Source organism: Faecalibacterium langellae (genome assembly GCF_002549775.1).
GTDB classification, from domain to species: Bacteria; Bacillota; Clostridia; order Oscillospirales; family Ruminococcaceae; genus Faecalibacterium; species Faecalibacterium langellae.
In genome coordinates this window covers 88,623-114,731 of record NZ_NMTR01000019.1, presented here as the reverse complement: position 1 = coordinate 114,731, position 26,109 = coordinate 88,623, and the positions used below count along the sequence as shown (strand labels likewise).

Genomic DNA, 26,109 nt, shown 5'->3' with positions numbered 1-26,109 from the left:
TTGTACATAAAGCAAAAGGCAGGCACCTTTGCGGTACCTGCCCTCTGTTTAAATTACTTACGCAGACCCAGAGTTGCGATCAGAGCACGGTAACGCTCGATGTCCTTCTTCTGGAGATAAGCCAGCAGATTGCGGCGGCGGCCAACCATCTTCATCAGGCCGCGGCGGCTGTGGTGATCGTTCGGGTTCTTCTTCAGGTGCTCGTTCAGCTCGTTGATGTGAGCGGTCAGCAGAGCGACCTGGACCTCGGGAGAGCCAGTGTCCTTCTCGGTCAGAGCGACTTTGGCCATAACTTCCTGCTTGTTCATAGTTACATACCTCTTTATAAAATTTTATGTGCCAATGGAACAGCGGCGGGAAACGGCATTCCCAAAAAGCGGGCATACTCCCAGCCCCGTACCACGGTAACAGATACAGTATACCAGAACCCCTTGCAAAAAGCAAGGATTTTTTTGCCTTCTGCCTTTATTTTTTGGCGTAGGCGTTCCAGTAGAGCTGCACCTCCGGCAGCTTCTTTCTGCGCAGCAAAAACAGCATGGGGATCAGATACACGGCCACCGAGATCAGCATGGAGGAATCGTAGCTGCTCACGCTCTCGGCCATGGTCACGGTGCCGTACATGCCGCCGATGATCATGGAGGAGATATCCATCATGCCATGCAGGAAGACCGTCACCCAGATGTTGCCGGTGCGGAAGTAGATGGCCGCGAACAGGCTGCCCAGCGATGCCGCAAACAGGCACTGCATCAGCACGCCGAAGGGTGCCGACCCCAGAAGGTTCGTCAGGTGGGCCGCGCCGAACAGCACGCCGGACACAAGGCAGGCTTTCCAGATGCCGCCCCGGCTGGTGCCGTAGTGCTCCAGCAGGGTCTGGGCCACCACGCCGCGGAAGACGAACTCCTCTGCCACGCCCACCAGCATCATGCTGACCAGAAAGCTCAGGATGCGCGGCAGCGGCAGCAGCGCCCGGTCGTCCGGCCGCTCGAACATCAGCGAGCCCGCCAGGCTGTAGCCGATCATCACCAGCGGGTACATGCCCACCAGCAGGCCATTGAAAAAACCGCTGCCGCGCCGCCGCAGCAGCCCGAGGCGGCCAGTCTTTTGCAGCACCAGCACCACCACCAGCGTGCCCACAAGCTCCTGCAGGCCGCTGTAAAGATAGCCGTCCAGGGCGGAAAAATCTGCCCGGGCAAAGAGCAGTACAAAGGTAAAGACCAGGTCCGATACGAACAGGCTGCCGAGGAACAGCACCTCGACCAGGATGCAGAACAGGACCGGGTGCGCGTTGCGCAGTCGTTTGAGCATGAGGGAGACCTCCTGAGCGATCGTTTGATTTTTTATTGATGGTGCCGCATACTTATTTTTTCAGCACCCAGATCTGAGAAAATTCCTGCGTATCCAGCATTTCAACGGATGTATATCCGCCCAGCCGTGCGATTTTCTCTGCTGACACCTGATTTTCCTGCGTGATCTGCTCCACTTCGCCTGGAGTGACGAATTGCCACAGGCCGCGCCCGCAAATGAACACCACCATGGAATCACTCTCACCGGTGCAATATTCCCGGAGCAGCGTGCTGGAAGTGTCCTGCACCGCACAAATCTCTTTGAAGTGCAGATACTCCGGGAGCTCCGATGTGAATGCCGTCATATCTCCGATCAGCGACACACACTGCGCGTCGCTGTACTGTTCCAGTTCTTCATTCACCTTCCGGTTACCAATGTACATCCGCTCCGGCGTCAACACAAAGGCCAGCACAAGCATCAGTGCACACACACAGCCTGTGTGATTTTCTTTCGTGCATTCTGTCCCAGCGTATCCAGCACAGCAAAAAAGCCACAGCCGCAAAAGAGTGCTTCCAGCGGCTGCAGATGGTATACATACCGCAGGGATTTATACGGCGAGATCACTGCAATCACGATGAACGCAGCCAGCGCCGGGATCGTTATTAGTTTTGCGCGGGGTGCAATCAGCACAGTCTGCCGCAGTTTTCCCGGAAGAAATCTTTTCGTCAATGCCACAAGGAGCAGCAGCGCCATGATCCCCGCGCCCACGCCAAACTCCACAATGCTCCATCCCGTCAATTCCAACGGGCCCTTGGGGTACTGGCTCAAGTTCAGGATATTATCCGTTGTAGTGTCCAGCGAGACCGTCGATTGGGAGTGCAGCTGCGCAAGCCAACAGGGGAATGTAAGCATCATTCCGCCAACACCAGCCAAAGCCGCCGCTGAAAACTGCACCACATGTTTCCACTCCCGCCGCAGCATGAGGTAAAAATCATACACTGCACACAATAAAAATGCATAGATCACATAGAAATACTGCGTGAGCATTCCAAGATAAATGACGATGCCGATCAACAGATACCGGACAAGCGTCGGCCTGCGCAGAGCCTTTGCCAGCAGCAGCGCCAACATGGTGGTAAACAGGGTCAGAAGCATATACATTCGTATCATCGTTGCATTTGAGATTGCCTCTCCACTGAATGCATACAGCGCGCAGACGAACAGCGACTTTTTCCAACTGTTCTCCCCTTCAAAAATCTCCATGCCAAGTGCATACAATGCCGCAATGGTGCCGCCGAACAGTGCAAAATTCAGACCAAGGCCAGTCCATTTTGTAAAGCTGCCCGGGAACAGCGAGCAAACCGTGTGCAATAAAAAGTAGAATACCGGCGGGTGGACATCCTGCGTCTGATTATAATAAACCGACGCATAGTCGAAGCGTTGGCCCTCCTGCACAGCAACATAGGACATAAAGTCCTCCCGACTGTAAATGTGTTCGGCGCTCGTGCCGCTGTACGCGCGTTCACCGTTATAATACCAACTCAAAAACGGCGCATAATCGCTGTTTGAAAGTCCATAAGAATAAAGTTCATCCGCAAAAAATCCTTCTTTGCGCACTGCCCACCAGCCACAAAAGCAGACCAACATGGCAAGGAACACAAGGATCCACCGCGTTTTCATTCTCTGTTCTGTCTGTTTCATACTGTTCCTCATTTTTCCCGTCCGGCTCTCTTTCCGCATTTCACGCTGCATCCGGGCTCTTTGCAAAACCGATATGCGCTGCCCAGCCATTGCCGTTCGATGTTTGTTTTGTGTCTATTCTAGCACACTTTTGGCAAAAACGATAGGGGGCAGCGGAAGTGCAGCCACCCGCTCCGCCCTGTCCGGGCAAGTTTGCTCTTGACAAGGTCCGTTCGTTTATGCTAACATAACGGTGTTATCCAGCTTGATACAGGAGACTGCATGAAAGACGAACGCGAAACCAAAGAAAAGCTGCTGCAGAGCGCCCGGGCCGAGTTTCTGGCCAAGGGGTACCAGGGCGCTTCCCTGCGCAGCATCTGCAAAGCCTCCGGCGTGACCACCGGTGCGCTGTATTTCTTTTTTAAGGATAAGGACGATCTGTTCACCTCGCTGGTGGCCCCGCAGCTGAACACCCTCAAAGCCATGCTCACCGAGCACATGCGGCAGGAGCTGCTGGTGCTGGACAGCGGCGAGGACGCGGCGGAGAACGATTTCCGCGACGATGCCTATGCGTCCCAGCAGGTGCTGCACCTGCTGTACCAGAACTACGACCTGTTTCTGCTGCTGCTCACCGGCAGCTACGGCTCCAGCCTGGAACACTTTGTGGACGAGCTGGTGGCCATCTCGGAGGAGCACTACCGCAAGCTGGCCGACCGGCAGGCCGCGCTGCTGGGCGTGACCCCGCCGCAGGACTACACCATCCACTGGCTGGCCCACATGCAGATCGACGCCTTTGTGCACCTGCTCACCCACGAGCCGGACGAGCAGAAGGCCCTGGCCCACCTGCAGGACATCCTGCAGTATATGCTCAGCGGCTGGAACGGCCTGTTCCAGCCCCCCGTCAGCCCCGGCCCCTGAATCCGCCGCTTTTTCCATGGCGCATTTGCTGCGTCATGGTTTTTATAAGCCCTTTTACATAACAGTGTTATGCTGTGTAAACTTTTTGAGGAGGAACGGAATCATGTATCTGGAAGTAAACGACCTGTGCAAGAGCTACGGCGAAGGCGGCAGCTACACGCAGGTGCTGAAAAATGTCTCATTGGAGGTGCATCAGGGTGACATGTGCGTCATTCAGGGCACCAGCGGCTCAGGCAAATCCACCCTGCTCAACTGCATCGGCGGGCTGGACACGGTGGACAGCGGCTCCATCGTGGTGGACGGCAAGGAGATCGTGGGCCTGAACGCAAAGCAGCTCTCGGATTACCGCCGGGAGGAGCTGGGCTTCGTGTTCCAGTTCTACGATCTCGTGCCGGACCTGACCGTGCAGGAGAACATTCAGGTGTGCCAGTACCTCACCCGCAGCCCGCTGGACCTCGGCGAGCTTTTGCAGGTGCTTGGCCTGACCGAGCACAAGAACAAGTTCCCGGCCCAGCTTTCGGGCGGCCAGCAGCAGCGCTGCGCCATCGCCCGGGCCCTCATCAAAAATCCGCGCCTGCTGCTCTGCGACGAGCCCACCGGCGCGCTGGACAGCAAGACCTCGCGGGAGATCCTCACCCTGCTGGAGCGGGTGAACGCCCAGTACGGCACCACCATGCTCATCGTCACCCACAACAACGCCATCAAGAACATGGTGCATCAGGTGGTCCTCCTGAAGGACGGCCAGATCCACAAGAACTACCGCAACGAGGTGCGCACCCCCGCTGCCTGTATTACTCCCTGCCGCAGCTGGGCGTCCGGCTGCCGGGCCTGCTGCTGGTGTATGCACTGGTGATGCCGCCGGTGATCGCGGCTGCCGTCAACTGCATCGTCATCCGCAAGTCGCTCAGCCGCACCGCCCTTTCACTGCTGCGCAGTGAGCAGAAGGCCAGCCACGCCAGCAGGATCTCCCGCATCGACCTGGGGCACCTGAGCTTCCTGCCCCGGTTCCAGCTGCGCCAGCTGCTGCGGGAGCTGCGCTCGGCCTTTGCGGTGCTGGGCGGCATGTTCATCTGCCTGCTGGTGCTGATGATCGCGCTGGACTGCTATGTTTACTGCGACAACTTCAACCGGCGCAGCATTCTGGAGACCACCTACGAATACTGCTACACCTACAAATACCCCACCGAGGAGGTGCCGGAGGGCGGCACCCCGGCCTACGCTGAGACCCTCCGCCAGACTTCCTACGGCTACGATCTGGATGTGACCATGCTGGGCATCGACCCGGGCTGCCCCTATTTCCCGGAGGTGGCCCCCACCGCCAAAAAGAGCGAGGTGGTCATTGCCAGCTCTGTGGCCCAGAAATTCGGTGTGGGCAAGGGCGATGTGCTGGTGCTGCGGGACGAAGTGAACGACGTGAACTACGCCTTCACGGTGACGGACGTGGTCCATTACGCCAGCGAGCTCTATATCTTCATGGACCGTGACGCCATGCAGGAGCTGTTCGGCCGCAGCGACGACTACTACAACACGGTGTTCTCCGACCACGCGCTGGACATCGACACCGGGCTGCTGTACGCCACCGTCAGCCGCCAGAACATCGAGCAGGCCTCGGCGGTGTTCACCGACCTGATGATGCCCATGGTCATCCTGGTCAGCGTGCTCTCGGTGGTCATCTTCCTGGTGGTGCTGTACCTGATGATCAAGGTGATGATCGACCGCGCATCCTATTCCATCTCGCTGCTGAAGGTGTTCGGCTACTGCACCGGCGAAGTGCGGCGGCTGTATCTGGACGGCAACTTTGTGGTGGTGGCGCTGGGCGCGCTGGTGTGCATCCCGGCCGCAAAGGGGCTGATGGACATCATCTACCCCTACTTCGTGTCCAACGTTGCCGCCGGGCTGGAGCTGAGCTTCCCGCCGCAGCTGTACGCCGTCATCTACGCAGGCGTGCTGGCGTGCTACCTGCTCATCGACCTGGTGCTGGTGCGCAGGCTCGACCGCATGACCCCTGCCGAAGTGCTCAAGAACCGGGAGTAACTCTCCCACATACAAAAAGACCTCCGCAGCCGCCCGAAACGGACGAAACTGCGGAGGTTTTTGTCTTATTTGTCTTACAGGTTCAGCAGCACATTCACCCGGAACACATGGTTCTGGGTCTCGATGTTCAGGCTGCCGCTGTATTTGTGCACTGCCGTCTCGATGGACACCAGCCCGACGCCCACGCCCTCGTGCTTGGTGGAGTGCAAAATGCCGCTCTGCTTTTTCAGCACGCCGTCGTAGTTGTTCTCCACCACAATGCCCAGCATGGCGGGGCTCAGCATCCGGGCCATCACCCGCACCTGCCGCTGCTCGGGCGGCAGCCGCTGGCTGGCGTGCAGGGCGTTCTCCAGCAGATTGCCCAGCATCGTGCACAGGTCGGCTTCCGGCAGCGGCAGCTGGCGGGGCAGCTCCAGCTTCCACTCGATGGGCGTTGCCTGCTGCTTTGCCTCGTTGTCGTAGTGCCCGGCCAGGGCATCCACGGCGGCGTTGGCACACAGCGCAGACCGCTGTTCGCTCAGCTCGCTCTCATACTGGTGCAGGTAGCTTTTCAGCTCCTCCAGCTGCCCGGCCTCGGTCAGGCCCGCAATGACGTGCAGGTGCTGGCGGAAGTCGTGCCGCAGGCGGCGGGTGTTTTCCATGTAGGTCCGCAGCTCAGTATACCGGCGGGCTTCCATGCCCAGCAGCTGGTTTTCGCGGTCCAGCTGGGAACTGCGGGTAAACTCCTTCGCCACGCGGTACATCTCGTACAGCAGCAGAAAGATGCCGAACAGCGAGATGGACACCGCCAGCACCGCGATGATCATCACCCGGTTCATCAGCACAATGGCAGAGTCCTTCGGCATACAGTACATCAGGTAGACGGCATAGATGGCGGGCAGCGGCCAGGCCGACTGCCAGAACGCTTCGCCGCGGTACTCCCGCAGCAGCCACCGGCTCCACTTGACCACGGTGAACCAGAACAGGGTGCACAGCACTGCCGCCAGCACCATGCGCAGCAGCGAAGTGGAAAGCAGGCAGACCGTCCCGGGGTTGTCCGCCTCCGCCCGAGCGTTCAGGATGCTGGAAAGCAGCGAACACACGGCCATCATCACGGCAGAGATGGAGAACAGAAAGGCCGTCTGGCTCACGGTCACTTCCGCGTTCATGCGCCAGCGCAAAAGCCAGAAGGTGCACAGCACGATGGGCAGAAGCAAAAAGTTGCTGTCCAGCTCAAAGATCGTGCACAGCGCAGCGCACACCAGGCACACGGCCGTGATGCCGACCGCCGCGATGCAGGCGGTGCGCCTGGGGCTGCGCACCTTTTCCCACAGGCAGGCCAGGCACAGAAAGCCGCTGGGGTACAGCAGGGCATAATCCAGAAAATAACGTCCGAAGATGGCAGCGTTCACGGCGGCGGCTCCTTTCCTGGCTCACAGTTCCCGCCGCATGTGGCGGAACTGGTACTGGGTAAAATGGGCGAACAGGGCGTTTTTGTCTTTCTGCCGCACGGGCAGGCGGGTGCCGTCCAGCATTTCAATGCAGTCGTCCTCAAAGCGCAGCACCTTATCCATGTTGATGACGATGCCGCGGTTGCAGCTCATAAAATTTTCTTCGGTGCGCAGTTTTTCTTCCACCTGCGCAAAGCCGCACGCGGCCCGGCACTCGCCGTCCTCGCTCACCACCCGGACGAAATGGTTCTGCGCCATGGCGTACAGCACCTTGCGCAGCGGCAGCTGCACGGTCTGGCGGGCAATGCGCACTTCCAGCTCCGGCTCGGTGCGGCAGAGCACCCGCCGCAGCTCGGCAGCAAGTTTGCGGAACTTTTCTTCCTCATAGGGTTTGAGCAGGTAATCGAACGGGTGCACCGGGAAGGCGTCCCACACATATTCCGGCGAGGAGGTCACGAACACGATGAGCACTTCTGGGTCTGCCCGGCGCAGCTGCTGGGCGGTCTCGATGCCGCTGGTGCCCTCCATACAGATATCCAGAAACACAAGGTCATCCTTCCGGGCGGGCATCTGCTGCAGGTAGGCATCCCCGCTGGGGAAAATGCCGCACTCCACTGCCCCAAGCTCCTGCCGGACCAATGCCTGCAGCCGCTGCGCATCCGGCTGCAGGTCCTCCACGATGGCGATCTGCAATGCCACGTTTTTCCCTCACTTTCCACTTCTTGTCATTTTTATTATAGCACACTTCCCGGGGAAAAGAACCTGCCGTTTGCGCACAAAACGACGCCATTCGCGCACAAAACCGAGCAAAGATCCAGCAAAGAAAAAGTGATACTTTGTGAAAAATCTTTGACATTTTTTGTAAAACGCCTTGACAAGCAAAAAACGGCATGGTATGCTAACACACGATTTTGAGAGGCGACGTAGAACAGGGTCTTTTCAAAGCAATTTACTCAAGGACCGCCCAGCGGGGCTAAGGCCATACGGACAGCCGGGTCCACTGCCGACCGGCGGCGCAAGCTGCCATTATTGATTGAGTTGAAAGCTCAAATTTTATAAGTTGGTTCCTTTACAACCATGAAATTGCGCACCCGGTGCGCAGACTTGTGAAACGGTCAATAAGAGTAGTAAAAGTGTAATTGCTATATAGACTCTCGTCATCCCGTCTTTTTGAATCATGCGAAGTGGGCGTTCTCCGGCGCAATGGCCGGGGGGATTCTGCCCGCGCCTTCAAATGATCGTTCAAAGCGCAGGTCTGCACCTTTGTGTGCGGCCTGCGCTTTTTGTTTTGCGCCGAAGGGACCAGGGACGGAGGAAAAAGCATGAGTGAAAATCGTACACGGTTCCGGCTGAACCAGAACCGTGCGCCCATCTACGAAGCACTGGAACGCTTCCGCCAGATGCGTGTGGTGCCCTTTGACGTGCCCGGCCACAAGCGGGGCCGCGGCAACCCGGAGCTGACGGCCTTTCTGGGCCAGCAGTGCGTGGGCGTGGACGTGAACAGCATGAAGCCGTTGGACAACCTCTGCCACCCGGTATCGGTTATCCGGGAAGCAGAAGAACTGGCGGCCGACGCCTTTGGCGCGGCCCACGCCTTTCTGATGGTGGGCGGCACCACCAGCAGTGTGCAGAGCATGGTGCTCACCGCCTGCAAGCGGGGCGATGAGATCATCCTGCCCCGCAACGTGCACCGCAGCGTGCTGAACGCGCTGGTGCTGTGCGGTGCCATCCCGGTGTATGTGAACCCCGAGGTGGACAAGCGCCTGGGCATCTCGCTGGGCATGAAGCGCGAGCAGGTGGAAAAGGCCATCAAAGAGCACCCCAACGCCGTGGCCGTGCTGGTGAACAATCCCACCTACTACGGCATCTGCTCAGACCTGCGCGCCATCGTCAAGATGGCCCACGATGCGGGCATGCTCTGCCTTGCCGACGAAGCCCACGGCACCCACTTCTACTTTGGCGGCGGCCTGCCCGTTTCTGCCATGGCAGCAGGCGCGGATATGGCCTCCGTCTCCATGCACAAGAGCGGCGGCAGCCTGACCCAGTCCAGCCTGCTGCTCATCGGGCCCAACGTGCACCCGGGCTATGTGCGGCAGATCATCAACCTGACCCAGACCACCTCCGGCAGCTACCTGCTGATGTCCAGTCTGGACATTTCCCGCCGCAATCTGGCGCTGCGGGGTCGGCAGGTCTTTCATCAGGTGGCCGACATGGCCGAGTATGCCCGCGAGGAGATCAACGCCGTGGGCGGCTACTACGCCTTTGGCAAGGAGCTGTGCAACGGCAACTCTGTCTTTGATTTTGACACCACCAAGCTCAGCGTCCACACGCTGGACATCGGCCTTGCCGGTATTGAGGTGTACGATATCCTCCGCGACGAGTACGATATCCAGATCGAGTTCGGCGATATCGGCAACATTCTGGCCTATCTCTCCATCGGCGACCGCCCGCAGGAGATCGAGCGGCTGGTGAGCGCGCTGGCCGAGATCAAGCGCCGCTACCACACCGACGGCACCGGCCTGCTGAGTCAGGAATACATTGACCCCGTGGTGGCCGCCAGCCCACAGGAGGCCTTCTATGCCCCCAAAAAGAGCCTGCCGCTGCGCGAGACCGAGGGCATGGTGTGCAGCGAGTTCGTCATGTGCTACCCGCCGGGAATCCCCATTCTGGCCCCGGGCGAGCGCATCACCAAAGAAATTCTCAACTACATTGAGTACGCCAAGGCCAAGGGCTGCAGCATGACCGGCCCCGAGGACCCCGACATTTTACACCTGAACGTTCTGGCGTAAAGGAGGAACCTTTATGGAATTCTGGTTTTCCGAGTTTCACACCCCGGACGTGAAGCACAGCATCCGGGTGAATAAACAGCTCTACTCCAAGCAGAGCGACTACCAGCGCATCGATATCTTTGAGACGCCCGAGTTCGGCCGGGTGCTCACACTGGACGGCAACGTGATGCTCACCGAGCGCGACGAGTTCATCTACGATGAAATGATCGTCCATGTGCCCATGGCGGTGCACAAGGAGGCCAAGGATATCCTCGTCATCGGTGCCGGGGACGGCGGCGTGGTGCGGGAGCTGACCCGCTACGACCGGGTGGAGCGCATCGACCTGGTGGAGATGGACCCGCAGGTGGTGGAAGCCTGCCGTGCCTACCTGCCCGGCAATGCCTGCCGCATGGATGACCGCCGGGTGCACATCTACTTTGAGAACGCCCTGAAGTTCATCCGCCGCTGTGAGGAGGAATACGACCTGATCATCGTGGATTCCTCGGACCCCTTCGGCCCCAGCGAAGGCCTGTTCACCCGCGAGTTCTACGGCTGCTGCTTCAACGCCCTGAAAGACGACGGCATCATGGTCAACCAGCAGGGCAGCCCCTTCTACGCCGAGGACGCCAGCGCCATGCAGCGCAGCCACAAGCGCATCGCGTCCACCTTTCCCATCAGCCGCGTGTATCAGGCCCACATCCCCACCTTTGCCGCAGGCTACTGGCTATTCGGCTTTGCCAGCAAGAAGTACCACCCCATCGACGACCTGGATGCCGCAGCGTGGAAAGCGCTGAACATGCGCACCCGCTATTACACCACCCGGCTGCACGTCGGGGCATTCTACCTGCCGGCATTCCTTGAGGAAATGCTGCGGGAAGTGGAGGAACACTGATGCAACCCAATGTTGAGACCTTCATCGGCTGCGACAGCAGCTACCGTGCCGCCAGCATCGTGCTGTACGGCGCGCCTTACGATTCCACCACCAGCTACCGCCCGGGTGCACGCTTTGGCCCGGCGGCCATCCGGCACGAAAGCTATGGTCTGGAGACCTACAGTCCCTACCAGAACGCCGACCTGACCGATTTTGACGTCTTCGACAGCGGCGACTTGGAGCTGTGCTTCGGCTCCAGTGAGAGCGCCCTTGCGGACATCGAGGCCCGGGCAGAGGAAATTTTGCACGACGGCAAGTTCCCGCTGCTGCTGGGCGGCGAACATCTGGTGACCCTGGGTGCCGTGCGGGCCGCCGTGAAGAAATACCCGGACCTGCACATCGTCCACTTTGATGCCCACGCTGACCTGCGGGACGACTACCTTGGTGCAAAGCTGAGCCATGCCTGTGTGCTGCGCCGCTGCCACGAGCTGGTGGGCGACGGGCATATCCACCAGTTCTGCATCCGCAGCGGTGACCGCGCCGAGTTTGAGTTCGCGGCCCAGCACACCGAGATGCACAAATTCGACTTTACCGGCCTTGCCGAGCTGACCGAACAGCTGTGTGCAAGCAAGGTGCCGGTGTATCTCACCATTGACCTGGACTGCCTGGACCCCTCCTGCTTCCCCGGCACCGGTACTCCGGAGGCTGGCGGCGTCAGCTTTTTGCAGCTGCTGGACGCCATCCGCACCGTGACCAAAGCAAACATCGTGGCGGCTGACCTCAACGAGCTGGCTCCCACGCTGGACACCACCGGCGTTTCCACCGCCACCGCCTGCAAGGTGCTGCGAGAGACCCTCATTGCCCTCGACAAGGGCTGGCCCGGGTTTCAGGTCTAAACTGTAACTGTATGCAGAGTCCGGGCCGCAGGCCCCAGGTCTGCTTTTCTGAATTCACTGTAAAAAATCAAAGGAGAACCCAACATGAGCAAAGTTCTGATCATCGGCTGCGGCGGCGTGGCCTCCGTTGCCATCCACAAGTGCTGCCAGGTGCCCGAAGTGTTTACCGAGATCTGCATTGCCAGCCGCACCAAGGCAAAGTGCGACAAGCTGGCTGCAGAGCTGGCCCCGAAGACCACGACTAAAATCACCACCGCTCAGGTGGACGCCGACAAGACTGAGGAAGTGATCGCCCTCATCAAGGCGTATCAGCCCGACCTCGTGATGAACATCGCCCTGCCCTATCAGGACCTGACCATCATGGACGCCTGCCTTGCCTGCGGCGTCAACTACATGGACACCGCCAACTATGAGCCCGAGAACACCGACGACCCCGAATGGCGTGCCATCTATGAGAAGCGCTGCAAGGAAGCCGGCTTCTCCGCTTACTTTGACTACAGCTGGCAGTGGGCCTATGCCAAAAAGTTTGAGGAAGCCGGCCTGACTGCTCTGCTGGGCAGCGGCTTTGACCCGGGCGTGACCCAGGCTTACTGCGCTTATGCCAAGAAGCACGAGTTCGATACCATTGACACCATCGACATTCTGGACTGCAACGGCGGCGACCATGGCTATGCCTTTGCCACCAACTTCAACCCCGAGATCAACCTGCGCGAAGTGTCCGCACCCGGCAGCTACTGGGAGAACGGCCACTGGGTGGAGATCCCGGCCATGAGCATCAAGCGGGAATACAACTTCGACAAAGTGGGCCAGAAGGATATGTACCTGCTGCACCACGAGGAGATCGAGTCGCTGGCAAAGAACATCCCGGAGGCAAAGCGCATCCGCTTCTTTATGACCTTTGGTCAGAGCTATCTGGATCACATGCGCTGTCTGGAGGACGTGGGCATGCTGTCCACCACCCCGGTCAACTTCAATGGGCAGGAGATCGTGCCCATCCAGTTCCTGAAGGCTCTGCTGCCGGACCCCGCAAGCCTTGGCCCCCGCACCAAGGGCAAGACCAACATCGGCTGCATCTTCACCGGCAAAAAGGACGGCAAGGAAAAGACCTACTACATCTACAACGTCTGCGACCATCAGGAGTGCTACAAGGAAGTCGGCTCTCAGGCTATCAGCTACACCACCGGCGTGCCTGCCATGTGCGGCGCGCTGATGCTGCTGACCGGCAAGTGGACCACCAAGGGCGTGCACACCGTGGAGGAGTTTGATCCGGACCCGTATCTGGACGCTCTGGACAAGTACGGCCTGCCCCGCTCCGAGAGCCACAGCCCGGCTCTGGTGGACTGATGCGGGTGCGCGACAGCCGCCCGCCCTTTGCGGGGCTGGCAAACCTGTCCGAGGAGCAGCTGCACCGCCTGCCCACCCCCTGCTACCTGCTGGACGAAGGGCAGCTGCGCCGCAATGGTGAGATTCTGTTTGGCGTGCAGCAGCGCACCGGCTGCAAGATTCTGCTGGCGCAGAAGGCGTTCTCCAACTTTGACGTCTACCCGGTGCTGGCCCCTTACCTTGCGGGCACCGAGGCCAGCGGCCTGTACGAGAGCCGTTTGGGCAGAGAAGAACTGCCGGAGAAAGAGAATCATGTGTTCTGCGCCGCCTACCGGGCAGACGAGTTCACCGAGCTGCTGCACTACGCGGACCACATCGTGTTCAACTCGCCCCGGCAGCTGGCAAAGTTCGGCCCGGCGGCAAAGGCAGCGGGCAAAAGCATTGGTCTGCGCATCAACCCGGAGTGTTCCACGCAGGAGGGCCACGCCATCTATGACCCCTGCGCCCCCGGCAGTCGTCTGGGTACCACCCGCGCCCAGTGGGACGCCGCCGTGGCGGCGCACCCGGAGCTGACCGCCCTGCTGGACGGTCTGCACTTTCATACCCTGTGCGAGCAGGACGCGGATGCACTGGCCACGACACTGGCGGCGGTGGAGGAGAAGTTCAGGGACCTGCTGCCCCGGATGAAGTGGCTCAACTTCGGCGGCGGGCACCACATCACCCGCCCCGGTTACGACCTTGCCACGCTGGAACAGTGCATCACTGAGACGCAGAAAAAGTACGGTGTGCAGGTGTATCTGGAACCGGGTGAAGCCTGGGCGCTGAACGCCGGGTATCTGGTCACCACGGTGCTGGACACCCTGTGCAATGGCGAGACGAACCTTGCCATTCTGGACATGTCCGCTGCCTGCCACACGCCGGATGTCATTGAGATGCCCTACCGCCCGCCCCTGCTGGACGCAGGTGAGCCGGAAGAAAAGCCGTGCACCATCCGCTTGGGTGGGCCCACCTGTCTTGCCGGAGATGTCATCGGGGACTACAGCTTTGACGCTCCTCTTACCGAGGGGGATAAGCTCATCTTTGGCGATATGGCCATTTACACCACCTGCAAGAACAACACCTTCAACGGCATGCCCCTGCCGCCCATCTGGGCACTGGCCGAGGACGGCTCCTGCCGGGAGCTGGTGCGGTTCGGCTACCGCGATTTTAAAATGCGCCTCGGGAACGCGGCTAGATAAAGTCCGACCTTTTGTGCGAAACTGTATTTGTAGCAAGGGCAGTTTGTATCAAAACCGCCCAAAATGCACGCTATTCAAGTACAGTTTCTTTTTATCATCTGACGAAAATTTGAAAAAAATCAAATTTAGCCTAGACAAGTTCCTTTTCATGTGCTAAAACATTGCTAAGAAACCCGCAACGATGCAGGATCTGAGGATCACTGCGCCGCTGCGGGTTTTTCTTGTTTTATCTGGGAAAGTGTTAAGAAATAATAGAGGAGGCATTTCTTATGAAGGCATTCATTTCTCGTCGTGATTTCCTGAAGGCGGCAGGCGTCACCGCTGCGGCCGCAGCTCTGGCAGGCTGCTCGTCTTCGAGTGGCTCCGCCAGCGGTTCTGCTGCAGGCGGCAAGACCATCAAGATCGGTGTGTTTGAGCCGGCTTCCGGTGATAACGGCGCAGGCGGCAAGCAGGAAGTGCTGGCCATCGAGTACGCCAACAGCATTGCGCCCACCGTGGACATCGGCGGCGAGACCTACAATGTGGAGCTGGTGGAAGTGGATAACCAGTCCAGCACCGACAAGGCCGTGACCGCCGCACAGGAACTGGTCTCCAAGAAGGTCTCCATCGTGCTGGGCAACTACGGTTCCGGCTGCTCCATCGCAGCAGCCCCCACCTTCCAGGCTGCTTCCATCCCGGCCATCGGCTGCTCCTGCACCAACCCCGCCGTGACCGAGGCAAACCCCTATTACTTCCGTGTCTGCTTCCTGGACCCGTTCCAGGGTTCCGTTATGGCCAGCTTTGCCAAGGATCAGTTTGGTGCTTCCAACGCTTATGTGCTGAGTATGCTGGGCGAGGATTACGGTTCCGGCCTTGCCACCTACTTTGTGAACGCCTTTGAAGCACTGGGCGGCACCGTGACCAACGAGCAGTTCCCCGAGGGCACCTCCGACTTCTCCGCTTACATCCAGAACGCCATCAACGCCGGTGCGGATGTCATCTTTGCCCCCTGCGCCACCACCTATGCGGCACAGATCATCACCCAGGCGGCTTCGGCAGGCTTCGATAAGCCCATCACCGCAGGCGACACCTGGGAGTCCAGCGTCATTCTGGATGCCCAGAAGGGCACCGATGTGCAGGTGTACTGCTCCACCTTCTTTGATGAGAACGATGACTCCGGCATTGCCAAGGAGTTCGTCACCGGCTTCAAGGAGTGGCTGAACGCCGACAGCCAGAAGCTGACCAACAACGGCGGCAACGACATCGTGGCCGCTGTCTCGGCACTGGGCTACGACGGTTACATGGTGGCTCTGGAAGCCATCAAGGCCGCAGGCAGCACCGACGGCACCGCCATCCGGGACGCTTTGTACGGTGTGAACTACGACGGCGTGACCGGCAGCATCACCTTTGACCAGACCACCGGCGACGCCAACAAGGACATGGCCTACATCAAGAAGGCCGCTGACGGTGCCTTCGAGTTCGTCAAGACCCAAAGCGTGGAAGACTGATAAGCTTTTAAAACAGCAGAACGCAGGCAGGAAAACTCCTGTCTGCGCTTTGCTTGTATCCTGATAAAAGATGTAAGAAATGGAGGGTTCCCCTTATGGCTGCAAAGTTTCTGCCCTATCTGCTGGCGGGCATCTCGGTGGGCGGCCAGTATGCGCTGATCGCCATCGGCTACACGATGGTGTACGGCATCCTGCGCCTCATCAACTTTGCCCACGGCGATATCTTTACGGTGGCAGGCTTTCTGATGGTGTACGCCACCGCTTCCCTGCCGCTGACCGTTTCCATCCCGCTGGTCATTGCGGCCACCGTGCTGCTGGGCATCGCGGTGGAGAAAGTGGCTTACAAGCCCCTGCGCACCGCACCGCGCATGTCCGTTATGATCTCCGCCATCGGCATGTCTTACCTGCTGCAAAACCTGATGTGGTACGTCACCGGCGGCCTGGCCAAGCAGTACCCCGCCCTGCCCTGGATCAGTGACACCGTCACGGTGCTTGGCTGCCAGACCAAGCGGGTGACGGTCATCACGCCGTTCCTCGTCATCGTGCTGGTGGCGGCCCTTGTTACCCTGATCCAGAAGACCAAGATCGGCATGGCCATGCGTGCCGCTTCCCGCGATTTTGAGACCGCCCAGCTCATGGGCATCAAGATCAACAACGTCATCTCCTTTACCTTTGCGGTGGGCAGCTTCCTGGCGGCCATCGGCTCCATGATGTACTTCTCGAACTACACCGCCGTCACCCCCACCGTGGGTGCCATGCCGGGCCTGAAAGCCTTTGTGGCCGCCGTGTTCGGCGGCATCGGCTCCATCCCGGGTGCCGTCATCGGCGGCTTCCTCATTGGCATCTGCGAAAGTCTTATCAAGGGTGCCGGTGCCACCACCTTCAGTGATGCCTTCACCTTTGCTTTGCTGATCGTGGTGCTGGCCGTCAAGCCCACCGGCCTGTTCAGTGAAAACCTGACCGAGAAAGTGTGATGACCATGAAACAAGAGAAAAAACGCATCTATCTCCGGGCGGCGCTGGGCCTCATCGCTCTGCTGGCCGTGCTGCTGGCGCTGGATAACCTGAGCTTTGTGCCCTCCATGCTGCTGACGGTGCTGCGCAAAGGCGCCATTTACGCACTGGTGGCCGTCTCCATGAACCTGCTGAACGGCTTTACCGGCCTGTTCAGCTTGGGCCAGGCAGGCTTTATGCTGCTGGGTGCCTACACCTACGCCATCCTCACCATCCCTGCCGCATCGCAGAAGTCCATCTACCAGCGCTACGCAAACGGCGGCATCGGCTTTTCCATCCCGGAACTGCTCTCGAAGCCCCTGGGCGGTTTCGGCCTGCTGCTGGGCGTCATCTTCTGCCTGATCCTTGCGGGATGCATCGCAGCGCTGTTCGCCTTCCTCATCGGCCTGCCGGTGCTGAAGCTGAAAAGCGACTACCTTGCCATCGCCACCCTGGGCTTTGCGGAGATCATCCGCGCCGCCGTGGTGTACGAGGGCTTTGGCCCGCTGACCAACGGCTCCAACCTGCTGTACGGCTTCACCAGCTTTTCCAATTTCAACATCACACTGGGCGGCTTCACCCTGCATCTGGAAACGGTGATGCCCTTCCTGTTCTCGGGCATCTGCATTGCCATCATCCTGCTGCTCATCAACTCCACCTACGGCCGCGCCTTCAAGGCCATCCGTGACGATGAGATCGCCGCCGAGGCCATGGGCATCAACCTTGCCAGCCACAAGCGCATGAGCTTTATCATTAGCAGCTTCTTTGCCGGCATCTCCGGCGCGATGCTGGCCATGTATCAGGCCAGCGTGCAGGCCACCACCTTCAAGTCCAGCATGACCTATGAGATTTTGCTCATCGTGGTCATCGGCGGCATCGGCTCGGTGTCCGGCTCCATCATCGCGTCCTTCCTGTTCATTGCAAGCTCCGAATGGCTGCTGCGCTTTTTGGACAACGAGACCTGGATCGGCGGCTTCCGGGTGCCGCTGCTGCGCTCCGGCTTCCGCATGGTGGTGTTCAGCGTCATCATTATGGCGGTGGTGCTGTTCTTCCGCAAGGGCATCATGGGCGACCGGGAACTGTTCCAGAAAAAGCCTGCATCCGCGGCAAAGGCTGCCAAGAAGGAGGTGCGTTCCAAATGAGTGAAAATGTATTGACCATTGAAAACGCCACCATGCAGTTTGGCGGCGTGGTGGCCGTGGACAACCTGAACCTGAAAGTAGACAAGAACCAGATCGTCTCCCTGATCGGCCCCAACGGTGCGGGCAAGACCACGGCGTTCAACGTTGTGACGGGCGTGTATGCCCCCACCAACGGCGCGGTGTGGTTCGAGGGACGCAAGATCATCGAGAACACGCCCCACGGCAAGATGAAAAAGCTCTACAAGGGCCAGAACGCGGGCCAGTATTCCCACATCATTGCGCCCACGCCGGATAAGATCACCCAGATGGGCATTGCCCGCACCTTCCAGAACATCCGTCTGTGGAAAAGCCAGACCGTGTTCGAGAACGTGCTCATCGCCAAGCACTGCCGCCGGTCGGCGAACCTGCTCAGCGCCACCTTCCGGCTGAACGCCGACGAGGAAAAGCGCCAGCGCGAGGAGTGCGAGGAGCTTTTGAAGGTGCTGGGCCTTGAGGATGTGCGGGACGAGCTGGCCACCGGCCTGCCCTACGGCCTGCAGCGCCGGGTGGAGATCGCACGCGCACTGGCCACTCAGCCGAAGCTGCTGCTGCTGGACGAGCCCGCCGCCGGTATGAACCCGCAGGAGACCGAAGAACTGACCGCGTTCATCGACCGCATCCGCACCGATTTCAACCTGACCGTGTTCATGATCGAGCACCACATGGATCTGGTCATGGATATTTCCGACCGGGTGTATGTGCTGGACTTTGGCCGCCTGATCGCCGAGGGCACACCGGCCGAGGTGCAGAACGATCCGCGGGTCATTGATGCTTATCTGGGGGTGGACGAAGATGCTTGAGATCAAGGATTTACATGTTTCCTACGGCGGCATTCAGGCCCTGCGCGGTGTGTCGCTGAATGTACCCGATGACAAAATCGTCACCCTGATCGGTGCCAACGGCGCGGGCAAATCCACCCTGATGCGCACCATCTCCGGCCTTGTCAAGGCGCAGAGCGGTTCCATCCTGTGGAACGGGCAGGAGCTGCTGGGCAAGCCCATTGACCAGATCGTGGCCAGCGGCATTGCCATGTCGCCGGAGGGCCGCCGGGTGTTCGCCGACCTGACCGTCGTCGAAAACCTGAAGATCGGTGCCTACCTGCGCAAGGACAAGGCCGAGACCGAAAAAGACCTGGAGTGGGTCTACAGCCTGTTCCCCCGCCTGAAGGAGCGCAGCTGGCAGAGCGCCGGCACCCTTTCCGGCGGCGAGCAGCAGATGCTGGCCGTGGGCCGCGCCCTGATGAGCAAGCCCAAACTCCTGATGCTGGACGAGCCCAGCCTGGGCCTTGCGCCCATCGTAGTGCGGGAGATCTTTGACATCATCCGCACTGTGAATCAGCAGGGCATCACCGTGCTGCTGAACGAGCAGAACGCCAACATGGCTCTGAAAGTGGCCGACTACGCCTATGTGCTGGAGACCGGCACCCTGACCCTCTCCGGCACCGGTGCCGAGCTGCTGGCCGACGAAAACGTCAAGGCCGCTTACCTCGGCAAAAAGCGCGCCGACCGCGCCTGAATTTCCCCTGGGCAGCAGCGTATTTTTGTGGAAGTTTGCTCTTGTGGAAACCGCGCAAAAAAGGTAGAATAATAGCTGCAAAGGCAGTGTGGCCCAGACGGGCTGCACTGCCTTTTTTCTTTTTTGAATGATAGGAGTAATCGTAAAAATGCAGGAAAAACAGAAAACCACCGCCCAGGTCCTTGTGGACTGTCTGGAAGCGGAAGGTGTGGACGTGATGTTCGGAATCCCCGGCGAGGAAACGCTGGACCTGATGTTTGCCATCCGGGACAGCCATATCCGCTTTATCCCGGTGCGCCACGAGCAGGGCGCGGCCTTTATGGCGGATGTCTACGGCCGTCTGACCGGCCGGGCAGGCGTGTGCCTGTCCACCCTGGGCCCCGGTGCAACGAACCTTGTCACTGGCGTAGCCGACGCCTATCTGGACGGCGCACCGCTGGTGGCCATCACCGGGCAGGTGGGCACCGACCGGATGCAGCTGACCAGCCACCAGTACCTGGACCTGACCGCCATGTTCGAGCCGATCACCAAGCGCTCCAAGCAGATCATCCGGCCCGACACGGTGGGTGAGATCGTGCGGCTGGCCTTCAAGCACGCCGAAAAAGGCAAGCCTGGTGCCACCCACATCGACCTGCCCCAGAACATTGCCAAGATGCCAGCCGACGCCGTACCGCTGAAGCGCCAGCAGCTGCACGACCTTTACGCCGACCCCACCCACATTGCCGCTGCGGGCAAGATCATCAGCGAGGCCAAGAACCCGGTCATTCTGGCCGGTGTGGGCGCGGTGCGCGGCCACGCCGCCGCTGCCGTCACCGAGTTGGCCGACCGGCTGCACATCCCGGTGGTGAACACCATGATGGCCAAGGGCATCATCCCCATGGACGACAAGTACAGCCTGTGGACCATCGGCATCCCCCAGAAAGATTATGTGAACCAGCTGTTCGACCGGGCCGATCTGGTCATTGCCATCGGCTACGACATCGTGGAGTGTGCTCCCGCCAAGTGGGGCGCACGGCCGGATATGACCATCCTGCACATCGACAATGCCCCGGCCGACGTCAACAAGCGGTATCAGCCCGCTGTGGAAGTGGTGGGCGATATCTCCGAGAGCCTTTACGAAATTCTGCGCTGCGCCCACCGGGACAGCGAACCGGAGTTTGCGCTCCAGCTGCGCGAGACCATGGTGGCCGAACACGCCGCCATGGCCGACGACGACAGCTGCCCCATGAAGCCTGCCCGCATCCTTGCCGACGTGCGCAAGGTGATGGGCCGGGAGGATATCCTCGTCAGCGACGTGGGTGCCCACAAGATGTGGATCGCCCGCCACTATGACTGCTACGAGCCCAACACCTGCCTGATCTCCAACGGTTTTGCCAGCATGGGCTTTTCCATCCCCGGTGCCTTTGCGGCCAAGCTGCTGAACCCGGACAAGAAGGTTCTGGCCGTCTGCGGCGACGGCGGCTTCATGATGAACAGTCAGGAGCTTGAGACTGCCGTGCGCGAGAAGGTGCCCTTCGTCACCCTCATCTGGGAGGATTCCAGCTACGGCCTGATCAAGTGGAAGGAGCAGGAGCAGTTCGGCGGAGAGCACTGCTATGTGGACTTCTCGAACCCGGACTTCAAGCTGCTGGCCGAGGCCATGCACTGCAAGGGCTACCGGGTGGAAAAGGCCGCCGACCTCATCCCCACGCTGGAAGAAGCGTTCCGGCAGACCGTGCCCAGCGTCATTGTGGTGCCGGTGGATTACAGCGAGAACATGAAGCTTTCCGCCCACCTGAAAGAAGTGTATCAGCAGAGCAACTGATAAACCCTCTCAGTCTGCTCACTTCGTTCGCATCCAGCTCCCTACGGGGGGCTTTTTGCGTAAAAATTTGATTTTTCCATACTTTATGATATCATAGGGCTATATTCACCTGTTATAATCTGCGCGATCCACGGAAAGGGGATGCCATTCCGGTCCTTTTGGCTTTTGTCGCATTCAAAACCGTATTCAGTGGCACAAGGCTCCAGACAGAATTTCATCTTCTTGCCAACCTGAAAGAATTCTTCGGCGGGCTCTGGGTGTGCGATATGGAAACTTTCGACATTTTGCCGCACTTTGCTTTTTTGCTACTTGTCTTCCTTGTGTTTCTGGCGGCTGTGGTCTCCACCCGCAATTCCGAAAAAAATGCGCATTTTAAAATGCTGAATCTCTTTGTCCTTTTTGCTTCTGCATGCGTTTTCTCAGCCGCAACCATTTTACAGGGTTCCGGCTGGTGGGCGCCGCGGACAGTCTATCCTCTGGCAAGTGTCGTCGGAGTGCTGACGATCAACACACTGGTCAATCACCGCAGCTCGCCCGGTGCTGCGGCCATCGCTCACACCGCAAAGGTCCTCTCTGTCGCCGCTGTTGCCACATTGCTGGTCGTGCAGTATTTCGGCTTCCACAAGCTTTATATTGATAAGTACAAGCTGAACGCACTGGACGAGAACCGCTGTTACTATGTCGGGCAGGCCATTGCCGAGTACGAAGCGACCAGCGGCATCAAGGTCCGAAAGATTGCATTTTATGCCGACGCTGAATCCGCTGTACCGGCCTACCCGAACCTGTACAGTCACTCAGGCGATTTGATCTGCAGTTCTTTCAACCAGGATTGGAGCGACCTCAACGCGCTGAACTATTACCTCGGGGACAATTATTCGCGTGCTGAGCCATCGGAAACCTACCGTACCTACTTTGCGGGCCGGAACTGGGATGCCTTATCTGCGCAGCAATTGATCTTTGACGGTGATACGCTGCATCTTTGCATTTACTGACCCTCCGGCCCAATTTCCAACAACATCTGAAAACAGCGAGGCGTTTTATCTTATGAGTATTTCAATCATTGTTCCGTGCTATAACGAAGAAGCTTCCATTCCTCTGTTCTATCAGGAGGCCACCCGCGTTCTGCAGACCATGGATACCCCTTATGAGATTTTGTTCGTCAACGACGGCTCCTCGGATCAGACATTGCCGGTGATCCGCCAGCTTGCACAGAGGGACCCTCACATTACCTATTTGTCCTTTTCCCGCAATTTTGGAAAAGAATCCGCTCTTTTGGCGGGGCTTTGCAACATGAACGGCGATTATGTCGCGGTGATGGACGCCGACCTGCAGGATCCTCCTGCCCTTCTGCCCCAAATGCTCCACATTCTCGAGACCGAAGACTACGACTGTGTTGCAACGCGCCGTGCAGACCGGAAAGGCGAACCTCCGGTACGCAGCTGGTTTGCCCACCTGTTCTATAAGATCATCAACCTGATCTCGGATGCCGACATCATGGACGGTGCCCGTGATTTCCGGCTCATGCGGCGGAACATGGTGGACGCCATCCTTTCCATGAATGAGTATAATCGCTTCTCAAAGGGCATTTTCGGCTGGGTCGGCTTCAAGACCTTCTGGCTTTCTTACGAAAATATTGAGCGTGCCGCAGGCCAAACCAAGTGGAGCTTCTGGAAGCTTTCCCGCTACGCCATTGACGGCATCATCAATTTTTCGCAGGCACCACTGAGTATCGCCTCCTGGTTCGGTATCCTTATGACGCTAGTCTCTTTCCTTGGTCTTCTTTTTGTGGTGGTCCGTCGGCTGATTTTTGGCGACCCGGTTGCGGGCTGGGCATCCACTATCTGCATTCTTCTGTTCGTTTCCGGCCTGCAGTTGTTCTGCCTGGGCATTATCGGCCAATACATTGCCAAAATCTACGCAGAGACCAAACACCGCCCGCACTTCATCATCTCCGAGAGCAACAAAGATTCCATTGTGAACATTCATTGATTCCCACTTTTTACCGCACAAAACACCCGCCCCCAGCAGCTATGTGCAGCTTGCCGGGGGCGGGCGTTTTGTGGGGGTAAGAAAGTCGGAAAAAGGAAAAGAAGGTAAAAGAGAATTGGCTTTTTATGCGGCCTTTGCCGGGGCAAAGACCAGTGCTTTCTTCCGCCGGGCCTGCATCGCGCGGACGATGCAGCTCAGCGTGAAGTTGATGATAAAGTAGATGACACATGCCGTGCCGAACAGCACCATCACGTCCGAGACATTCACCGTGCCAAGGCCGTTGTAGGTGCCTGCGGCGCTCAGCAGCTGACGGATGCGGGCCATCAGCTCAATGGTGGCCACATTGGCAAGGTAAGAAGAATCCTTGATGGTGGTGATGACCTGGCTCAGCAGAGTAGGCACGATGTTGCGGTAGGCCTGCGGCAGGATGATGTAGAGCAGCACCTCGGCGGTGTTGAAGCCCTGTGCATAACCGGCTTCGAACTGGCCCTTGGCCACGCCGTTCAGGCCGCCGCGGACGATCTCGGCAATGACCGAGGAGTTGAACAAAATCAGCGCCAGTGCCGCCTTGAACAGCAGCTTCATCTCCACGCTGGTCAGGCCGAACATCTTGCGGGCAAAGAAGGCCGGGCAGGGGCAGAACACGACACACACGAAGATCCACAAAAGATACGGCGTATTGCGGAACAGCTCGATGTATGCCGCCGAGAGCCAGCCCAGAATGCGGGCCGGGCCTTTTTTGCAGTAGGTGCGGGCCAGCGCCAGCAGAGAGCCCAAAATCAGGCCGAGGATGACGCCCAGCACCGAGATGATGCAGGTAAAGGCCACGCCCCGCAGCAGGTACACGAACACGCCCGGCTGCGCAAGGATGGAAAAGCTGGAAGCAAGTGTGCTCATCTTATGCCGCCTCCTTCAGAGCCGTGCGCTTCACGGCACGCAGGGCCGGGTCTGCCTTGCCCTTGCGCTCCTTGAGGGAAGCTTCCCAGCGGGTGGCCAGCGTAGACAGCGGGAAGCACACCACAAAGAAGATCGCACCGCAGACGATATAGGCCGGTGCATAGGCACCGCCGGTGGAAGCACCGGTGACAAAGCTGTAAGTCACACTGATGAGGTCCGCACCGCCCACGATGTACAGGCAGGAGGTGTTTTTGAACAGGTTGACCACCTGATTGACCATGGGAGGCAGCATGACCGGGATGCTCTGGGGCAGGATGATGTAGCCCATGCGCTGCAGGTAGTTGAAACCCTGCGCCTGTGCGGCTTCAAACTGTCCCTTGGGCACCGACTCGATGGCAGCGCGGACGACCTCGCCCATATAGGCACCGGTGTAAACACCCAGTGCAATGATGCCGGTGCGGATGACGCCCAGACTCAGGCCCGCAAAGGCCAGCGCGTAGTACAAAAAGCACAGCTGCAGCAGCAGCGGCGTATTCTGAATGAACTCCACATACACCCGGGCGATGAACTTGAGCGGTTTCTTGCCGCTGGTGGCCATCAGGCCGATGACCGCGCCAATGGCAAACGCCAGCACCAGCGCACTGAATGCCGTGAGCAGTGTGTTGCCCAGCCCCAGCAGAAAACTTTCCCGGTGGTTCCACACCGTTGCCCATGCGTCCCACGAAAACAGACCAGACATGGTGAACTCCCCTTTCCTACAACCCGTTTGGCTGCGATCAAATTTAATCCAGGCCGTTGTCCTTGATCAGGCCGTCAATGGTGCCGTCGGCCAGCCAGCCGGTCACCAGCTCGTCACACAATGCGGAGAAACCGCTGCCCTTCTTGGTGGCGATGCCGTACTCCTGCGGGCTGAACTCGGCGTCGATGTAGCTGCGGCCATCGGTCTTGTAGATGGCCAGGATGGACTTATCCACGCAGAAGCCGTCCACTTCACCGGCGCTCAGAGCCGTGCTGATGGCGGGGTAGTCATCGTACTGACGGAAGGAGATGCCGTCCTTCCAGGTATCGGCATTGAAGGTGTCGGCGTCAAAGCCGTCGCCGGAGATGACGCTGGCGTCGATCATGGCCTGCACCAGTGCACGGGCGGAGGTAGAACCGGAGGAAACGCCCACGACCTTATCCTTCAGGTCGGCCAGCTCCTTGATGCCGGAAGCATCCTCCACCAGCACGCTGACGTAGTCGGTGTAGTAGGGGGTGGAGAAATCCCAACTCTTGCGGCGCTCGTCGGTGATGGTAAAGGTGGCCAGCACGCAGTCGATGTCGCCGGAATCCAGCAGTTCGCCGCGGGTGGCGGCGGTGACGGTGGTGAACTCCACGTCCACACCCAGGTGTTCGGCGATCATCTCAGCCAGGCTGTCCTCAAGGCCGGTGTACTCGCCGGTGAGGGTATCCTGGAAGCTGAAGCCCTTGACGGCGTTCTTGACGCCGACCTTCAGCACACCGCGGTCCACGATGGCCTGCACGTCGGCAGACAGTGCTTCGGAGGAAGCGGCTGCGCTGCCGGAGGCGGCAGAAGATGCCGTGCTGCCGGAAGCAGCCGTGGAGCCGGCCGAGCCGCCGCAGGCGGTCAGAGCGGTGAGAGCAAGGACCGTGCCAGCGGCCTTGACGAAACTACGACGCGAGATCTTTTTCATAAGTATCCACTCCTCTATCAATTTTGCAGCCGGGCGGCTTTCCCTTCCGCCCCTCGTGGCTGCGCTATCAGCAGCGGTGTGCCGCCCACATTTGCGGCATCCCCCGCG

Annotated in this window: 25 protein-coding genes; 16 read left to right on the top strand and 9 right to left on the bottom strand. The window is 59.2% G+C overall.

Annotated elements, in window-relative coordinates; genetic code table 11:
* Positions 1 to 53 precede the first annotated feature (53 nt).
* The 4 genes from rpsO to CGS49_RS07970 form a co-directional block, all read right to left on the bottom strand.
* Positions 54 to 308 (bottom strand): 30S ribosomal protein S15, encoded by a 255-nt coding sequence (gene rpsO / locus CGS49_RS07985; RefSeq protein ID WP_005933138.1) that lies wholly within the window; start codon positions 306 to 308, stop codon positions 54 to 56.
* Positions 309 to 465: 157 nt separating this feature from the next.
* Positions 466 to 1,305, bottom strand: coding sequence for a CPBP family intramembrane glutamic endopeptidase (locus CGS49_RS07980; protein WP_097801330.1), 840 nt, complete (start codon positions 1,303 to 1,305; stop codon positions 466 to 468).
* Between the two features lie 52 nt (positions 1,306 to 1,357).
* The gene (locus CGS49_RS07975) at positions 1,358 to 1,762 is read right to left on the bottom strand and encodes a hypothetical protein (protein WP_097801329.1); all 405 of its coding nucleotides are present in this window, start codon (positions 1,760 to 1,762) and stop codon (positions 1,358 to 1,360) included.
* The gene (locus CGS49_RS07970) at positions 1,762 to 2,985 is read right to left on the bottom strand and encodes a glycosyltransferase family 39 protein (RefSeq protein ID WP_179859054.1); all 1,224 of its coding nucleotides are present in this window, start codon (positions 2,983 to 2,985) and stop codon (positions 1,762 to 1,764) included. Before CGS49_RS07970 ends, CGS49_RS07975 begins: the two co-directional genes overlap by 1 nt.
* A gap of 261 nt (positions 2,986 to 3,246) precedes the next feature.
* On the opposite strand from CGS49_RS07970, the gene CGS49_RS07965 reads away from it, so the two are divergent.
* From CGS49_RS07965 to CGS49_RS07955, 3 genes are all read left to right on the top strand, one after another.
* Positions 3,247 to 3,882, top strand: a complete 636-nt coding sequence (locus tag CGS49_RS07965; RefSeq protein ID WP_097801327.1) for a TetR/AcrR family transcriptional regulator — start codon at positions 3,247 to 3,249, stop codon at positions 3,880 to 3,882.
* 103 nt (positions 3,883 to 3,985) lie between these two features.
* Positions 3,986 to 4,735, top strand: a complete 750-nt coding sequence (locus tag CGS49_RS07960) for an ABC transporter ATP-binding protein (RefSeq protein WP_097801326.1) — start codon at positions 3,986 to 3,988, stop codon at positions 4,733 to 4,735.
* Positions 4,720 to 5,916 (top strand): ABC transporter permease, encoded by a 1,197-nt coding sequence (locus CGS49_RS07955; RefSeq protein WP_143405838.1) that lies wholly within the window; start codon positions 4,720 to 4,722, stop codon positions 5,914 to 5,916. Before CGS49_RS07960 ends, CGS49_RS07955 begins: the two co-directional genes overlap by 16 nt.
* Positions 5,917 to 5,990: 74 nt before the next feature.
* On the opposite strand, the gene CGS49_RS07950 is transcribed toward CGS49_RS07955, so the two are convergent.
* Together CGS49_RS07950 and CGS49_RS07945 are read right to left on the bottom strand one after the other, a co-directional pair.
* Positions 5,991 to 7,307: a sensor histidine kinase gene (locus CGS49_RS07950; RefSeq protein WP_097801324.1), complete on the bottom strand. Its 1,317-nt coding sequence runs from the start codon at positions 7,305 to 7,307 to the stop codon at positions 5,991 to 5,993.
* A 21-nt stretch (positions 7,308 to 7,328) separates the two neighbouring features.
* The gene (locus CGS49_RS07945; protein ID WP_097801323.1) at positions 7,329 to 8,045 is read right to left on the bottom strand and encodes a LytR/AlgR family response regulator transcription factor; all 717 of its coding nucleotides are present in this window, start codon (positions 8,043 to 8,045) and stop codon (positions 7,329 to 7,331) included.
* Between the two features lie 623 nt (positions 8,046 to 8,668).
* Here CGS49_RS07945 and CGS49_RS07940 point away from each other — a divergent pair.
* The 13 genes from CGS49_RS07940 (at position 8,669) to CGS49_RS07880 (ending at position 23,410) form a co-directional block, all read left to right on the top strand.
* Positions 8,669 to 10,135: an aminotransferase class I/II-fold pyridoxal phosphate-dependent enzyme gene (locus CGS49_RS07940; RefSeq protein WP_097801322.1), complete on the top strand. Its 1,467-nt coding sequence runs from the start codon at positions 8,669 to 8,671 to the stop codon at positions 10,133 to 10,135.
* Positions 10,136 to 10,148: 13 nt separating this feature from the next.
* Complete coding sequence (gene speE / locus CGS49_RS07935) at positions 10,149 to 11,006, top strand: polyamine aminopropyltransferase (RefSeq protein WP_097801321.1); 858 nt, start codon at positions 10,149 to 10,151, stop codon at positions 11,004 to 11,006.
* Positions 11,006 to 11,881 carry an agmatinase gene (gene speB / locus CGS49_RS07930; RefSeq protein ID WP_097801320.1) on the top strand — a complete coding sequence of 292 codons (876 nt, stop codon included), beginning with the start codon at positions 11,006 to 11,008 and terminating at the stop codon, positions 11,879 to 11,881. Before speE ends, speB begins: the two co-directional genes overlap by 1 nt.
* A gap of 84 nt (positions 11,882 to 11,965) precedes the next feature.
* Positions 11,966 to 13,225, top strand: a complete 1,260-nt coding sequence (locus tag CGS49_RS07925; protein ID WP_097801319.1) for a saccharopine dehydrogenase family protein — start codon at positions 11,966 to 11,968, stop codon at positions 13,223 to 13,225.
* Entirely contained in the window at positions 13,225 to 14,442 is a 1,218-nt protein-coding gene (locus tag CGS49_RS07920; protein ID WP_097801318.1) for a carboxynorspermidine decarboxylase, read from the top strand. Before CGS49_RS07925 ends, CGS49_RS07920 begins: the two co-directional genes overlap by 1 nt.
* A 269-nt stretch (positions 14,443 to 14,711) precedes the next feature.
* Positions 14,712 to 15,929, top strand: coding sequence for an ABC transporter substrate-binding protein (locus CGS49_RS07915; RefSeq protein WP_097801317.1), 1,218 nt, complete (start codon positions 14,712 to 14,714; stop codon positions 15,927 to 15,929).
* Between the two features lie 95 nt (positions 15,930 to 16,024).
* A complete protein-coding gene (locus CGS49_RS07910) occupies positions 16,025 to 16,903 on the top strand; it encodes a branched-chain amino acid ABC transporter permease (protein WP_097801316.1) in 879 nt (292 codons plus the stop codon).
* Entirely contained in the window at positions 16,903 to 18,063 is a 1,161-nt protein-coding gene (locus CGS49_RS07905) for a branched-chain amino acid ABC transporter permease (RefSeq protein WP_097801315.1), read from the top strand. The genes CGS49_RS07910 and CGS49_RS07905 overlap by 1 nt, the downstream gene beginning before the upstream one ends.
* Positions 18,060 to 18,902 (top strand): ABC transporter ATP-binding protein, encoded by an 843-nt coding sequence (locus CGS49_RS07900; RefSeq protein ID WP_097801314.1) that lies wholly within the window; start codon positions 18,060 to 18,062, stop codon positions 18,900 to 18,902. Before CGS49_RS07905 ends, CGS49_RS07900 begins: the two co-directional genes overlap by 4 nt.
* Positions 18,895 to 19,617 (top strand): ABC transporter ATP-binding protein, encoded by a 723-nt coding sequence (locus tag CGS49_RS07895; protein ID WP_097801313.1) that lies wholly within the window; start codon positions 18,895 to 18,897, stop codon positions 19,615 to 19,617. Before CGS49_RS07900 ends, CGS49_RS07895 begins: the two co-directional genes overlap by 8 nt.
* Before the next feature lie 148 nt (positions 19,618 to 19,765).
* Positions 19,766 to 21,421: an acetolactate synthase large subunit gene (locus CGS49_RS07890; RefSeq protein WP_097801312.1), complete on the top strand. Its 1,656-nt coding sequence runs from the start codon at positions 19,766 to 19,768 to the stop codon at positions 21,419 to 21,421.
* A gap of 158 nt (positions 21,422 to 21,579) precedes the next feature.
* Positions 21,580 to 22,413, top strand: a complete 834-nt coding sequence (locus tag CGS49_RS07885; protein ID WP_097801311.1) for a hypothetical protein — start codon at positions 21,580 to 21,582, stop codon at positions 22,411 to 22,413.
* A gap of 52 nt (positions 22,414 to 22,465) precedes the next feature.
* On the top strand, positions 22,466 to 23,410 hold the full coding sequence (locus CGS49_RS07880; RefSeq protein ID WP_097801310.1) for a glycosyltransferase family 2 protein: 945 nt from the start codon (positions 22,466 to 22,468) through the stop codon (positions 23,408 to 23,410).
* A gap of 123 nt (positions 23,411 to 23,533) precedes the next feature.
* Here the strand turns inward: CGS49_RS07880 and CGS49_RS07875 are convergent, their stop codons facing one another.
* The 3 genes from CGS49_RS07875 to CGS49_RS07865 are packed head-to-tail and all read right to left on the bottom strand — an operon-like array spanning position 23,534 to position 26,001.
* Positions 23,534 to 24,307: an amino acid ABC transporter permease gene (locus CGS49_RS07875; protein ID WP_097801309.1), complete on the bottom strand. Its 774-nt coding sequence runs from the start codon at positions 24,305 to 24,307 to the stop codon at positions 23,534 to 23,536.
* A 1-nt stretch (position 24,308) separates the two neighbouring features.
* Positions 24,309 to 25,046 carry an amino acid ABC transporter permease gene (locus CGS49_RS07870; protein WP_097801308.1) on the bottom strand — a complete coding sequence of 246 codons (738 nt, stop codon included), beginning with the start codon at positions 25,044 to 25,046 and terminating at the stop codon, positions 24,309 to 24,311.
* Positions 25,047 to 25,089: 43 nt separating this feature from the next.
* On the bottom strand, positions 25,090 to 26,001 hold the full coding sequence (locus CGS49_RS07865; RefSeq protein ID WP_097801307.1) for a substrate-binding domain-containing protein: 912 nt from the start codon (positions 25,999 to 26,001) through the stop codon (positions 25,090 to 25,092).
* Positions 26,002 to 26,109 lie beyond the last annotated feature (108 nt).